The organism is Mucilaginibacter sp., from assembly GCF_025359345.1.
GTDB lineage: Bacteria > Bacteroidota > Bacteroidia > Sphingobacteriales > Sphingobacteriaceae > Mucilaginibacter.
Map to the genome: position 1 here is coordinate 68,328 of NZ_JANYGQ010000018.1, position 14,740 is coordinate 83,067.

The 14,740-nt window shown below is 37.0% G+C and carries 13 protein-coding genes; 5 read left to right on the plus strand and 8 right to left on the minus strand.

What is annotated here, in order from left to right; translation table 11 throughout:
• The first annotated feature begins 330 nt into the window (after nt 1-330).
• Complete coding sequence (locus Q0R52_RS10815; RefSeq protein ID WP_295794668.1) at nt 331-1,698, plus strand: radical SAM protein; 1,368 nt, start codon at nt 331-333, stop codon at nt 1,696-1,698.
• A complete protein-coding gene (locus Q0R52_RS10820) occupies nt 1,698-3,905 on the plus strand; it encodes a peptidase domain-containing ABC transporter (protein ID WP_295794669.1) in 2,208 nt (735 codons plus the stop codon). Before Q0R52_RS10815 ends, Q0R52_RS10820 begins: the two co-directional genes overlap by 1 nt.
• Nucleotides 3,906-4,790: 885 nt before the next feature.
• Here the strand turns inward: Q0R52_RS10820 and Q0R52_RS10825 are convergent.
• Nucleotides 4,791-5,168, minus strand: a complete 378-nt coding sequence (locus tag Q0R52_RS10825) for a helix-turn-helix transcriptional regulator (protein ID WP_295794671.1) — start codon at nt 5,166-5,168, stop codon at nt 4,791-4,793.
• A 147-nt stretch (nt 5,169-5,315) separates the two neighbouring features.
• Here Q0R52_RS10825 and Q0R52_RS10830 point away from each other — a divergent pair, with 147 nt between their 5' ends.
• Nucleotides 5,316-6,656: a hypothetical protein gene (locus tag Q0R52_RS10830; RefSeq protein WP_295794673.1), complete on the plus strand. Its 1,341-nt coding sequence runs from the start codon at nt 5,316-5,318 to the stop codon at nt 6,654-6,656.
• Nucleotides 6,657-6,779: 123 nt separating this feature from the next.
• On the opposite strand, the gene Q0R52_RS10835 is transcribed toward Q0R52_RS10830, so the two are convergent.
• From Q0R52_RS10835 to Q0R52_RS10855, 5 genes are all read right to left on the minus strand, one after another.
• On the minus strand, nt 6,780-7,556 hold the full coding sequence (locus Q0R52_RS10835; RefSeq protein ID WP_295794674.1) for an N-6 DNA methylase: 777 nt from the start codon (nt 7,554-7,556) through the stop codon (nt 6,780-6,782).
• Between the two features lie 143 nt (nt 7,557-7,699).
• The gene (locus Q0R52_RS10840; protein WP_295794675.1) at nt 7,700-8,095 is read right to left on the minus strand and encodes a hypothetical protein; all 396 of its coding nucleotides are present in this window, start codon (nt 8,093-8,095) and stop codon (nt 7,700-7,702) included.
• A 61-nt stretch (nt 8,096-8,156) separates the two neighbouring features.
• Nucleotides 8,157-8,432 carry a hypothetical protein gene (locus Q0R52_RS10845; protein ID WP_295794676.1) on the minus strand — a complete coding sequence of 92 codons (276 nt, stop codon included), beginning with the start codon at nt 8,430-8,432 and terminating at the stop codon, nt 8,157-8,159.
• 150 nt (nt 8,433-8,582) lie between these two features.
• The gene (locus Q0R52_RS10850) at nt 8,583-8,855 is read right to left on the minus strand and encodes a helix-turn-helix transcriptional regulator (protein WP_295794677.1); all 273 of its coding nucleotides are present in this window, start codon (nt 8,853-8,855) and stop codon (nt 8,583-8,585) included.
• Nucleotides 8,856-8,929: 74 nt separating this feature from the next.
• Nucleotides 8,930-9,337 carry a hypothetical protein gene (locus Q0R52_RS10855; protein ID WP_295794678.1) on the minus strand — a complete coding sequence of 136 codons (408 nt, stop codon included), beginning with the start codon at nt 9,335-9,337 and terminating at the stop codon, nt 8,930-8,932.
• A 138-nt stretch (nt 9,338-9,475) separates the two neighbouring features.
• Between Q0R52_RS10855 and Q0R52_RS10860 the strand changes: the two genes are divergently transcribed.
• Both Q0R52_RS10860 and Q0R52_RS10865 read left to right on the plus strand, forming a co-directional pair.
• Nucleotides 9,476-11,344, plus strand: a complete 1,869-nt coding sequence (locus Q0R52_RS10860) for an AAA family ATPase (RefSeq protein ID WP_295794679.1) — start codon at nt 9,476-9,478, stop codon at nt 11,342-11,344.
• A 1-nt stretch (nt 11,345) separates the two neighbouring features.
• Nucleotides 11,346-12,890, plus strand: coding sequence for a UvrD-helicase domain-containing protein (locus Q0R52_RS10865; RefSeq protein WP_295794680.1), 1,545 nt, complete (start codon nt 11,346-11,348; stop codon nt 12,888-12,890).
• Here Q0R52_RS10865 and Q0R52_RS10870 read toward each other — a convergent pair.
• Both Q0R52_RS10870 and Q0R52_RS10875 read right to left on the minus strand, forming a co-directional pair.
• Nucleotides 12,876-14,537 (minus strand): recombinase family protein, encoded by a 1,662-nt coding sequence (locus Q0R52_RS10870; RefSeq protein ID WP_366520886.1) that lies wholly within the window; start codon nt 14,535-14,537, stop codon nt 12,876-12,878. The genes Q0R52_RS10865 and Q0R52_RS10870 overlap by 15 nt on opposite strands.
• Nucleotides 14,509-14,715 (minus strand): hypothetical protein, encoded by a 207-nt coding sequence (locus tag Q0R52_RS10875; protein WP_295794681.1) that lies wholly within the window; start codon nt 14,713-14,715, stop codon nt 14,509-14,511. Before Q0R52_RS10875 ends, Q0R52_RS10870 begins: the two co-directional genes overlap by 29 nt.
• Nucleotides 14,716-14,740: the final 25 nt, after the last annotated feature.

Here is a 14,740-nt window from a genome sequence, read left to right on the forward strand (position 1 = left end):
AACAATACCACAAAATAATATGAAAAACCAAAACCTTAGGGATCTAATCCGGAGAATGGAAAACTCCAATGAAACATCAGAAATTGTTTCTTTAACTGATGAACTTGCTATTCAAGTGTATGGCGGGGTACTTTACACCAACAATGCTTGTTCTAACCCTAGTTGTTCGGCAGGCTCCAATGGAACCTGTACAAATACTGGCTGCACGACCGGCACTTCGAATTCTACTTGCATTAACAAACCTTAATTCCCTTGTTCCTAACATAATTGCCCGGATGGGGCAATTATGTTAATTCCATTCTTTTTTATTTATTTTAAAATTATCGCAAGGTGTCTCAGCTACATAAAAAACTTTCATATTACACAATTTTTACTGATGAAATCGGTGAAAATAATAGTAGTCGAATAATATTCTCAACGAGGTCAGCAAGGGCAGTTGTAGTAAGTAAGAGGGTTTATAACGCCTTATTACAAAATCAATGGCAGAAATTATCTAAAACCCTTATCGCCAACCTTATTAAGGAAGGAATTTTGGTCGATGAGGAAGAAAATGAGTTATCAAAAATAATTGATGAAAACAAAAAGTTCATTAATGACGATACCGTTCTTTATCAAGTAATACAACCATCTGCTATGTGTCAACTTGGCTGTGATTATTGTGGACAAGACCATAAAAAAGTTAATATCAAAGATGAATTAATTGAAAAATTGATCTTGCGTTATAGGCAAAAATTAGTTCAAAGACCAAATTTTTACTCTGGAATTTTCATTGCATGGTTCGGAGGGGAACCTCTAATGGCTTTGAGAGAAATAAGGATTTTAACCCAAAAATTGAAGGAACTTGCTTTGGAGTTTAAAATTTCATATGGTGCAAAAATTGTAACTAACGGGTTGAGCCTTAAACCGACAATATTCAGGGAATTAGCATTAGATTTGGATATTCGGTCAATGGAAATTACTTTGGATGGTACAGCTGAATACCATGACGTTAGACGTATTACGAAGGAAGGCTATGATACCTTTGACATTATATTTAAAAATTTGACGGAAATTTTTGGTATGCCTGATTACTCAAGTTTGGGATGCTCAATATCAATTAGATGTAATGTTGATAAGCGCAATTATTTGGGAGTGACGCCACTTATAAAAAAAATGGCCGATAATGATTTTAACAAATTTATCACAAATTTTTATGTAGCTTCAGTGTACTCTTGGGGAAATGATGCGCATTTGAAATCTTTTTCAAAAGAAGAGTTTTCGGAAATGGAGATTGATTGGATGGTTGACCAATATCAGCACGGGTTCATGCCAAACCTGTTGCCAAGTAGAGTAAAAACAGTTTGTCTTGCCGTTAATCCATCTAACGAAATGGTGGATGCCTATGGAAACCTATTTAATTGTACAGAAGTTTCATATGTTGATGTCTACAAGGACACTAGCTATGTTCTTGGAAATGTTAAATTTGATAGACCAGATGAAGAATATAAAGATAGACCACTAGTCAATTGGAACGATGAAATCTTAGATAATAAATTCCAGTGCAATAGTTGTAAAATGCTCCCCGTTTGTGGTGGAGGATGTCCAAAATCCTGGCATGAGGATATGCGAGCATGCCCTACAAATAAGTTTAATATTAAAGAAAAATTATTATTATCTTATGTGTTGACAAAATCAAACATAAAGGAAGTAACTGCCTAATGCGCTTTCCTTTCTACCATCAGAGAGATGGGGCAGATTGCGGCCCTACTTGCCTAAGAATGATCGCTAAATTCTATGGAAAGAAAGTCGACTCGGAATTTATAAAAAGAAAAACGTTTGGCAATAAAGAAGGTGTTAACTTACTTGATCTTTCGCAGGCTGCTAAATCTATCAATTTTGATGCCGTTAACTATCAATTAACTTTTGAAAAATTAATAGAATTAGCTGTACTCCCTTGTATCTTGTTTTGGGGGAAAAACCATTTCGTAATCTTATACAAAATAAAACAAAAAAAAAACGGAAAACGGTTTTTTTTAATTGCAGATCCTTCACTAGCTAAGATTACTCTTAATGAAGATGACTTTAAAAGTTTTTTTCTTCCTGATAACTTAGATAAAGGATTTTGTTTGTTTCTCGAACCTAATGAAGAATTTGATACAGAAGAAATTCGACCAGAAAAGCAGGTCAATATTTGGAAATTTTTGCTCTCCAACATCAAATCATTCCGCTCTCAATTTATCCTTATTTTCCTACTGACGGCAATATCTTCGATTTTTGCCTTCATATTGCCATTTATAAACAAGGATATTATTGACGTAGGAATTAAAAACAAAAGCGTAAAATTGATTGAGTATTTGCTTTTTTTTCAATTGTTCTTCTTTCTTGCAAATACACTTGGTAATACATTCCGGGCTTACATTCTACTCCACACCGGCACCAGTATCAATATCAAAATTGTTACCGATTTTTTATATAAAGTACTTAAACTTCCCATATACTTTTTTGAATCGAAAACATCGGGAGACATAATTCAAAGAATATCTGACAACAAAAGGGTAGAAGATTTTGTAAGTAATCAATTTATAGGAACCTTTTTTTCTTTAGTAAATCTTGCTGTTTTTATGACTGTTCTCATTTTTTATGATATCAAGATCTCTTTAGTTTTTGCGTTAGGCAGCGCTCTTTCCGTTACCTGGACAATATTTTTTCTTGGAAAACGCAAAACAATAGACTATAAGCGCTTTCGTGAACTTTCTGAAAACAATGATGAAATATATGAAATAGTGCGAAGTATGCCGGAAATTAAACTTAATTCTTTCGAATCATACAAGGCAAATCAATGGAAGAAAATCCAAAATAAAATGTTCCATATTAATATATCAACGTTGTTTATTGATCAGGTACAAAATTTAGGAGCAGATTCCATCTCACAGATAAAAAATATTATTATCACCTTTTTAGCTGCTTATAGTGTTGTACAAGGGCACATGACTTTGGGTGTCTTATTAAGCATATCTTATATTATCGGGCAGCTGAATGTTCCTATAACACAATTGACAGCATTTATTACTACATTACAAACCGTAGGATTTTCGCTCCAGCGCTTGAATGAAGTCCATAATCAAAAAGATGAGGATGAAATAGTTCGGAAAACTTCAGATACTATTCATGATTACAACTTTAAGAATAAGATTTCAATTAGCAATTTGAGTTTTCAATATGGTGGAAAAAACTCTCCGTATGTACTGAAAGACGTAAACTTAGAAATTCCTATAGGAAAAGTTACTGCAATTGTAGGTACAAGCGGAAGTGGAAAATCAACTTTATTGAAATTACTGCTAAAGTTGTACAATTCGACGGAGGGGGAAATTTTAATTGATGACGTTAACTTGAAGGATTTATCGCCATCGGAGTTAAGGTCTCATTGTGGGGTAGTAATGCAAGACGGTGTTATATTTTCAGACACGATTCTAAGAAACATAGTTATGGGTAATGAATGCGATGAAAATGCAGATAGGTTACTAGATGCTACTAAAACTTCAAGGATTCATGATTTCATTATGAGCTTACCTCTTAAATATAAAACCAAAATTGGAACTCAGGGGGTTGGTTTAAGTGAAGGTCAAAAACAGCGAATACTAATAAGTCGGGCAATATTTAGAAATCCTAAATTCTTATTTTTAGATGAGGCCACGAGCTATTTGGACGCTGAAAACGAGAAAATAATTACGGATGGCCTTAGTGAGTTTTATACTGGCAAAACAGTTATAATAGTTGCTCATCGATTGAGCACCGTAAAAAACGCTGACAAAATAATTGTCTTAAATGATGGGACTGTTATCGAAACTGGCACACATAAGGAACTTGTACATGCTAAAGGGAGATATTTTAACCTTATTAAAAATCAATTAGAACTAGGAAGATGAAAAATTATAGAAAAGATAATGATATCCCGCAATTGTTACCCAAAATCATATTGTACGTAATCACAATTGCTTTACTAATAATTGCAATTTTAGGTGTTTATTTTTTTACAAAATTCAAATCTTATTATCATTTTTAAAATAAGGCATAATTGCTTTAGATAATTCGTTACACTTAAAAAGCAACTAAATGTTTTTTTTGATAAGCTGCCTGAACAAAACTATTGATTATAATAAATTAGCGTTAAGTTAAGTGTATTTGAGGTACTAATATCGTGTTTTGTAAAAAAACAGATGATATTATAGGGTATTAAATCAACAAAACGGAAGTAGGGAAACTACATGCATCATAAACAAAGCATCCCATACATCGCAAATATGCCGTACAGTATATATTTTGTTGAATTGCACTGGGGCGGTTATCGGGAAAAAGTTAACAACGAACAAATAAGTAAAGTGCTTAAGGTCGGGATGCGTACAATAGGCCGGTTAAAAGTACATATAAAGTAATATGAACCTCAGAATTTGTAAAATAAGTCATTAACTATTAATTAGCACCTTACCTCTTTAAAATTACCGATGCATATTCCTATATAGTTTATTTAGGTTCATTGCTTCATTTCAATGATACTAGCGATATTCTCATATGACAAAAGTAGCAATCAAACTCTTAAAAGATCGGTATCACAGAGCGTTATATATTTAAAACAAATAGAAAAAAACCGCAAAGATACTCGGCTCACACATCCTCTCAAGCGCCCCGCAAGGAATTTCCGGCATAAACCCGCGCAGCCATTCACCCACACGGCTCTTTATTCCGTTCCTCCGTGCGGGGCTTTCTTTCCCCCCTTTTTGTTTTTTTGGAATAATATTGAAGTGTGGAGCAGATTATTTCTTACCTAGCAAAGCATCAATGATCTTCTGCATTCGAGCAATTTCCTCGTCTTTGCTTGCAATAATCTTTTCGTACAACTCTTTTTGGCCTGAATGGAAATGCTCTATTAAATCAAACTTGCCTTGCGCTCCATGATTAACCCCGTTGAAATTCAGGACAATGGGCTCCTCACTTAGTAAATCGGTGATTGATACCTCTAATACTTCAGCTATCCTTTCAAGGATGTCGGTATTTAGCTTTGTTTGATTACTTTCAATTTTTGAATACGTGTTTTGGGCAATATCAAGCTTTCCGGCAACATAATCCTGGGAATAGCCTTTCAGTTCCCGCAACGTCCGTATTTTCTTTCCTATTATATTTCCACGCATCATAACAATAGAGGTTTGGCATAAAGATATACAATTACCGATAGTTTATCCAAATACAGGATGAAGTATCCCGTTTTGTGGTAGGAAGAACGGCTCTGTTTGCCAAGCTTTGTATTCGAGGTGAAATAAACCCACTTTTGACCTAACCACATGAAAAAGCTGTTCCTACTCCTATTATTTGCCCTATTCATTGCTATAAGCTGCAAGAAAACACCATCTGCGCCAAAAACCTTCAAAATTATCGCCTCGGCTATCGGCGGAGGTACTATCAGTCCTTTGGGAACGACAGTGGTTAAGGCCGGAGTAGACCAAACGTATACATTTACTTCTTCTGACGGCCAGGCTATTTCTTCTATTACTGTTGACGGTTCTCCGCGCCCCATTTCAAATTCCTTTACGTTTTCTGCTGTTGAAGACGATCATACAATTACTGTTACATACGGATTTGTTATCAATTGCACAGCTGGGGTTGGTGGAACAGTTACCCCGACCGTTGCAGCAGTTCCGTCTGGTGGCTCTCTCGATGTTATATTCCATCCGAATCCCGGATTTCATACCGACTCATTATGGATAGACGGCTCCTTTGTTACAGCATTGGCCGGGAGTTCTGTTTACACTCTTACCAATGTGCTTTCAATTCACACCGTGCGGGTATCGTTTAGTGATTCACTACCACAAAACGAATTAGATAGCCTTAAAAAGCTATTAGTCGGGCAATGGACAATGACAAGTTTGAATTCCACGCTTGTTGGTGGACATGGCAGTTTTCTTGGGTGGGATTTTCAAAACATCCATTATTATTGTTCATCAAATGTATATTCCGAGTACTTCGCTAATGGTGAGTATGTGCCAAACGCTAACCTTAATGGAAGTTCCTGCTCTCCATTAAACGGTCAGCAATATCAGATATTTCGTCCCAATCATTGGAAGTTGAAGAATAATGGCAAAACAATTTATATGACAGACTGGCCATTAGACAGCTTATCCAATATCACCGTTACCAAAGATTCTTTAATTGCGTTTTACCTCGCTGGCCCTAATCACAACGAGGCAAGAATCGCTTACTGGTATCACTATGCAAGAGTACATGCATTAACAAAGACTCAAATAGATGCTTTGGTGAATAATCTCAGTGGCGTAAATTTTATTGATGTCTCCGATTCAACAAGGTACAATGGCGGTACAGGCCGTCAATGGCAAGCAGCAACTCTGCCTCCTGGTGATGATGTTCATTGGGTGTATACCGTTACGTCAACAACGGGAGGAATTATCAGTGGCACATATAAAGAAATTAAGCCCGACAATACGGTAAGCCTAACTAATGTGACATTCTCCATTTCACCAGACGGTAAAATGATTACGGCATATAACAGTGATAATAAGGTCACTCTTAAAATAGGCATTGTTGAGCTGACATCAACGAGGTTTGTATATATTGCATACAATTATACGCCGGGAAATGATATCGAATTTGTAGCTAAAAGACACTAAAAAAATTTAAAAAAAATCCTGGCATATATAACAGTAGCCGTTGATTCATTAATCGGCGGCTCTCTTATTGAAGCCCCTTATGGACGCAACAAAAACAGAGGTCATATTCGACCTCTGTTTGGTTTAAAATAGCTTCAATTGCGAACCTTTGAGTAAGGTCTTACCCTGAAATACCATTGACGGACATTTTGACGCTACTTCCACTTTGCGAAATGAATTCTTGTGCAGCGTCCATAAATATGACTGTTCTTTCTCATCTACCCGAAATATACCAAACGGCAGAAACGAAATCTTGTAGCTTACCCTGAAATCATCAGGCGACAACGCATCACCACACATAACTTCGGAATGAAATATGCCATTCAAAAACATATTGAGTGCGGTCATTTTCACACACGTCTCATCGATATCTATCCCGTAATAGGAATGATCCGGGCCGTTTTCTAGTGCTGTTGCCAAGAGCATCCGCCCGCTGCCACAGCTTGGATCAAGAATACGTATCGGTTCACGCGTGGCATGGATGTCGACAATATCTATAGTTGACTTAGCCAATAATGTACACATTGGCCAGGGCGTGAAATATTGTGAAGCACCTTTTCGGTAAAGGTGTTGTTCATAGAATTCACCCAGGACATCATTGCCAGTGTCGCTCCTTACCCGGCATTCCATTTCGCAGATCATTTGTGCAAACATTTTAGGGAAATTATGCATGAATGGATCGTCTAAGTACCGAATCATTGTTTGCAGAAAGAGGTCTTCATAATATGAGATGCCGGTTTGGGAGTTTTGCGAACACGCGCAGATAGAAAGCGTTAAGAAGTCATCAAAGACAGTGCGAACATCATAGCGGTACTCGAAATCTTTCATTAAGGTTGCAAATGTTTGCTTTTGTTTTTTCATAAAGGACACGTGTTGGTTTATGAAAAGTATAGCAAACTAGTTATGGAGAGATAACGAGGTAAAAGTTGCGGCATAGGTAACTTATGGGGATAACACAATACCGCCCTGGTCCGGAGCGGTAGAATGTTCCAAATAACCGTTGCTTACTTTGGCGCTATTTGACCTTTGTACACGTGGGCTGCCAATACAGCCTCAAACATCTTTATATGATACGGCTGCCGGCTTACAAGTTCCTGGGCTTGTTCAGGCAAGAGGATTGGATAGTGTCGGGTGACATACTCCATGAGTGTTATCGTATTACTCACCTCTGGCACCAATGCTTTTAAATCTTCCTTGGTATGGCAGGCAATCATACAGCCACGATACTGTACAAGTTCGGAAAGTTGTTTGAGTAGTGTTAGGAAGGCTTTGGTGTGGTGTGTTGCTGGTGGTATCTTGATGACTACATGCTGTACCCGATAGCGCGTAATATACCGGTCAAACCGCACCAGGATGTCGCTAAGCTTATCACTCGACCATGTTCCATGAAACGTATGCATTTTCCAATGGACTAGTTGGCCGTGGCTTAACAACGCAATGCCCGAATCACGGGTGCCCAGACTAATAGAGAGTATCTTCATCATCTCCAAAGTCATCTTGGCCTATTTCATCAAGCTGACTGACTAAGTGGTTAAAGAGTGCTCCCCGCGACTTTCTGATATTGGTTTTCGGGATGGAAAGCACGTGGTCAAGGGTTTTACGCAGTGACCGGTGTGAATATTTCTTGGTGCAGGCAAGGTAGAAGCTTACGGATGCTTGGTCGTCTAATCCTTTTGCTAATTCCTGTGCTAGTTGTATTTCTTGTGGACTGTACATAGTACTTTTAATTGGTTTCATTTACTTTTTAATGTGCGTTCGTTCGTACGTTATTATTAATTAGATTCGATACGTTCGTTCGATATATACAAAAGGGAGAGAAAATATATAGACGCATCAAAAACTACGGCCTTTACTATGGCAGTCAATGCGTTTGAGTGAACTGTTTGATTAGCTAGCCTTACCAAACAATTCCCACTCTTTGCTTATAATGTGTTCTCGTAACTCCTGAAAATATTCGAAGTATAGCTCGGTTGGCAGGGCGCGGTAGATGATGCTTAATTTGATGAGGTTGATTGTACTTGGCAGCTTCACTCCGTTTTCCCACTGTGACAATTGAGCAGGATGCAAACCTAAAAGATGTGCCACCTGCTTCTGTGAATACCGCATTTGCTTGCGGTGCATTCGTAATCTATTTGGAATATGTCGACGTTCATTTTCCATTACTCTATTGTGTCAATAAATCTATTGTAACATCAGAGCGTTAAAGTTATTCTAAACGCAAGTTGTGGGGATAACTACCTAGCTAATTTGTTGTTGATTCGCGAATAAGTCCTTGATCGCATCCTCCTGGCCAACAGGTTAAAGGAAATAAAACGAAACTGATTGCAAGCAATTTGGACTTCAACAGTGTTAAAGATTTGGATATTGCGAATAAAGTATTTACCATTTATCACGTCAATAGTATTTCCATTATGCTTGTACTTTTCAGTCCCTTTTTTGTCATTAAAAAATTGCTGGAACCCCAATGCATCCAGTGCTAACGGTAATTCCGCCTTGATAAGGTAATCAATATCAACCTCTCGGTTTCTTCCTAATCGGTCAAAAAGGACTGCAAATCCATCTTTTTCTTCAACAAATTGCCCCCAGCAATGATTTTCAATATCATGAACAATTTCACCTTTAAGAAAATTATCAAAATCCATCAAGCAATGGGTTATATAGAAAGTGCATCAAAACTAATGACAATTTAATTAATTTCTTTATATCGGTTGCGGAAAGAGTAACCGACTTAATAAAAAAAATGTATAATATTGAATATCATTTAGTTTGATTTACGGCAGATGTATATATGCAATCTCAAAATAAAAAACTTTAGAAACTTCGGGGATCCTTTTTTTGAGATTCCCCTTAAACCTTTCACCTTAATAATAGGGGAAAATAACATAGGTAAAACTAATCTTCTAAACGCGATAGGATTAATTTTTGGCCAGGACATAATGGCTGCAAAGAAACGAACACTAGAAATCGACGACTTCAATTATCAAGCGGTAAAACACTTCAAAAAACAGGTAGCTAATCCCAAAATCCCTGTTGAAGACATTAAATTTCCCGAAGTAAGCATTGAGGCTACGATGTGCGGTTTCGAGCCTGATCAAGCCGCAGTGGTTGGTGATTGGTTTATAGATAGGGCCTTAACACAAGCTAGGATTACATACTTATATGCCATCAGAAGCGACTGGGTTAAAAAGAGTGAATGGATAATTGAACAACGCAAACAACTTCAGGATAAGGTAGATGCAATTTCAAAGAGCGAAAGCGGCAAGGAGTTTACAGAAGATCAGAGAATATCAAACATTGATTTTCCAATAGACTATTATGAGTATAGGCTCTATGGAGGGGACGATCTAACCAATAGATGCGATCCTTACTATCTCAGAATGCTAAAAATGGAATTTTTAGATGCATTAAGGGATGCAAAGCGGGAGTTAATCGCTAGTGGAGACTATCGTTTATTGTATAAAATTCTTTGTAGAAAAGATTTGGCTGGCTATTCCTCAATAAAAAGTATACTGGAAACTTTGGAAGATGAAATCAAAGGAAACACTAATCTAAAGTCGATCCAAAGCGAAGTTAGCATATTGCTTGAAAAGGTTTCTCTTTATGAGGATGGAGCCGACCACTCAATAGGATTTAGTTTTTCTTCTCCGGAAACATTTGAAATCCTCAAAAAAATTGGATTAACATACGGATCTAATCCTATCAGCGTTGACCGCAATGGATTAGGCAGAAATAATTTGCTGTATATTTCATTGGTATTATCCCAAATTACAGGAAAGCACGTAAATGGCGACTATACATCTTTTAGAGTTATTGGAATTGAAGAAGCTGAAGCACACTTACATCCTTTATTACAAAGTCACTTGGCCGAAAATATTGAGGCTACTCATGTAAATAAAGACTCTCAACTGCTACTGACATCTCATTCGACTCATATCACTGGCAAGTTAAGTTTAGAAAATTCTGTTGTATTGTTTAAGGATCTGATTTCAGGTGAGATTAAATGTCATTATTTGTTAGATAAATTAGATGTTCTGAAGGAAGCACAAAGTATAGCTTATCTTGAAAAGTATTTAGATGCGACCAAATCGTGCATGTTCTTTTCACGTAAAGTCATACTAGTTGAGGGGATTTCCGAACAGATACTGTTACCGGTTTTATACAAGCGGCATAAAAATGTGACTTTTGAGAAAATTGGTTGTTCAGTTATAAATGTTAACGGAGTAGCATTTAGCCATTTTCTTAAAGTTGTAAAAAACGGTTTTTTTGTAAAGTGTCTGGTTCTAACGGATAGCGATACGAATAAGAGGACAGAAAATAGAGCTAATAATTTAAAAAGCGAATTTAGTAGCCCGGTCATTTTAGTTGAGAAGAGTGATAAAAGCCAGTTTGAGAAGGATCTAATTGATTCGAATAAAAACGGTTCCGGAAAGGCGATATTATTGAGTGCGCTAATAAAAACCAAGCCGACGAATGGTAAGGCGTTTGAGCAAGTTACAGGAACAAATGATATCGATGTGGAAACTTTTTTTTCTGAAATAGAACAATATAAATCAGAATTTTCTTTTAATCTGTCTAAAGAACTTAGCCTAAAAACTGCAACCTTTATACTTCCATCATACATTATTAGGGGGCTAGACTTTATTGGGTAGTATGGAGAAGCCAAAGCTAATAATTGCTGGGCCAGGAGGTGGCAAAACACACGATCTCGTGGATGAAATTATTCGCTGTATCGCTTTACTAGAGCCACATCGCACCCTAGCAGCGATCACTTACACTAACGCTGCCACTGTTTCAATAAAGGAGCGACTTGAAAAGAAAATAAAATTACCCCCGAATGTTTTTATCGGAACTACATATAGTTTCTTTAACGCCTATATTTTGTTACCTTTTGCCTCATTGTTTGGCTTGGTCGAATTAGATAAGCTATTCGTTGAATATGACATTGATGGGAGAGCAGAGGAAATTACAAAGAAAAAGAGTTTTCCGAGCGTAGCGGAGCGTAAACAATATAAAAACGGTGTTGCAGCTAACCTAATTAAAAAATTACTAGATAAAGGGATTGTTCCTTTTGAACAAATAGCAACAATTTCTTCCAAATTAATAAAGGACAAAAATCTTCGAGCATTGATCGGGGAAAGACTACAATTTTTGTTCGTTGATGAGTTTCAAGATGCAACAAGTAATCAGTACGCAATTTTTGACCAAATTCGGAAGGCAAAAAAAACGATAATATATGCGGTCGGGGATCCCGAACAATATATCTCGAATTACACCATCAAAAGGGCTAAGCCCCACTTTACGAAATTGCCTATAATGGCGTTCAAAGCAGCGTCACAGGTAGTATTACAAAAATTCAATAAACGATCCTCTGTTGCTGTCACAATGTTCATAAATAACTTTAATACCCAAATACAGCAGGAATCGAAATATTCAGGAATAAATTCTACAGGAATTTACTTTATTGATTGTACAGATATAAGTTCAATAATTGACAAGTATAGAGAACTTACTAAAGAAGTGGAGAGTATCAGCGGTTTCAAAAGGTTCTACCTAGCTTATAGAAACGACGAATATAACGAGGTCTCCGAAAAATATAATCTAAAACTTGTTTCCAATGATAATTTAAAACCACACTCAAAACTTTCTGAAACACTTAAATTAATTTGTGATGCAGTACATCTTCCGCCAAAGAAGTTTTGCGAAGAGTATAAACTAAGTACTATTGAGTTTCGGACATTAGGTATAAAGCTCCTTAGGGCATCAATAAATTGTGAAGAGGAATTAGTGAACTTCTTAAAAACCGAGTTGAAACTTAGAATATCAGGTGACACGAATACGGATACTTTATTTTCAAATTTAGCAACGGTAAAAAACGAGAGTGTTGAAAGTATAACCACTGAACTGATTTCGTCAATCCACAAGTCTAAAGGACTTGAAGCCGAGGCTGTGCTGGTAATCGCGAAGACCAATAAAGAACTTAAAAAATGGCTGGAAACAGATAGGGACATACGTTTTAGTGACAAAACCGATAATTACAGGCTTGGATTTGTTGCGTTCAGTAGGGCACGAGAAATACTTTGTATTAGCTGTTTACAGAAGTTAGATAGTACAAATAGAACAAAACTATCAAGTTTGAAAGTCATTTTCGAGCCGTCATCTAATAGTGAAAATCAGTCATTATTAACTCTGTTTTGAACCCAAATTGGGATTGTCAGGTGACAACACTATCGATTTAAGCGTTAATATTTCATCGGCAATCATTTCCCAATAAGCTTTGGTATATATAAGACTACTAGAGGGTGGAGAACTTAACTTATTTCGGGTGTTTTTACTTTTTTCTCCCGAGGGCACTGTAGAGAAAAGTTCATGGTCTAATTCCACTTTTAGCCTGAAAAGATTACATACTTTGGGTGTTCGACAATTTACGCCATCAAAGGTGACACCTTCAGGAAAGTCGAACACCTGTAATCTTTGTTGAATATGGAGTGGGCTTTTTTGCCATAATAGATGGGGCTTTTTTAGCGCGACTTTTGCAAATGACATAAGTTCATCAATATCATATTCTTTCGGACTGGATGTTTTTAGCAAGCCTTCAAGTTGTTCTATATCGCTCTCCGCCCTTTTTACTCGTTCAGTAAATGTGTTGAGACTTATTGTGCCATTAGTTTTTAATTCAATGAGCGAGTCTATCCGTTTATTTAAATCTGCAATCTGCTTCTCAATATTCTTATTCTCGTCCGCTACAGTATTTACGCGCTTTTCAAATTGTTCTTTCAAATGATACTGCATGCGGTTGAAATGCAGTGTATCAAACTCATACTGTGCTAAAAAACTCATAAATTTTTCCTCAAGCACTTCTTTGCGAATTGTAGTGTGCGGCAATTTAAAAGAGTAGTATGGATATTTAATACGTTTCCCTTGTGACCAATAGCCGGTGATTTTATTACCCGCCTCGTTAGTTAAAAACCTACGCAGTGGAAAATCAGGATTTTCGTGTAAATAATGACTTACAACGTTTTTTCTACCGTCCAAAATAGATTGAACTGTATCAAATAATTTAGGTGTTATTAAAGCCTGAAAAGTCCCCTGGTATTCATTGCCAAACTTCTTGACTACCCCTTTATACAAGGGGTTTCGGAGAAAATGAAAGAAGTTTGAGCACGTAACCGGGCCACCCTTTCTGTTCGTTAATCCTTGTTTCGACATTATAAGCCGTATTGAATTTGTGGAATATTGCCGGGTCGCAATTAATTCAAATACTTTTTGGATTAAGGCTGCTTTATCATTTGGGGCAATGGTCGATTTACCATTAATTTTTACATTACTGTAGCCGATTGGTGCCATCCAAACATATCGTCCTTCTTGAGTTGCCTCCCTCATTCCGCCCAGTGAGCGTTCAGTACGTACATCATTATCAAACTGACCAACGTTCGCAATAATATTTTCCATAAAGCGACCGGCTGGGGTATCTTCAAAAAACTCTGTCACAGAGCGTATCTCTACGCCGTACCGTTTTAATGTGCCCCTGATTACATGGTAGTCCGCAATATTTCGAGAAATACGGTCAACTTTGTACGCGATGACTGCTTGAATTACGCCTTTTTTGCCAGTACAAAATTTCAACAACAGTTGTAGTTGTTTTCTATTAGCCGTCTTTGCACTTTCGCCTCGTTCAATATAGACCTGTGCGATTTGGTAGCCTTCCTTTGCCGCATATTCACGACAAATACGCTCTTGTGAAACAAGGCTGTTTCCTTCATCTGCTTGCTCTTTCGTAGAGACACGGCAATAAATGACGGCTTTCTTAATTTCATTATTTAGGTTGTTTTTTGTTATAGAAATAAGCCTCTAAAATTAAAGCTGCTAATCTTGCCAAGAGTATTTCGTTTGACGGCTCCACATTTTCACAACCCAAAATGGAGCAACGAATGACATCTTTATTGCTGGATAAAGAAGTTCGTTGCTCCATATCAGGGACGACAATATGTAATTGTTCTTCTTTATCCAGCGGATTCATCATAGCATATAAATAATTAGCGGTATAG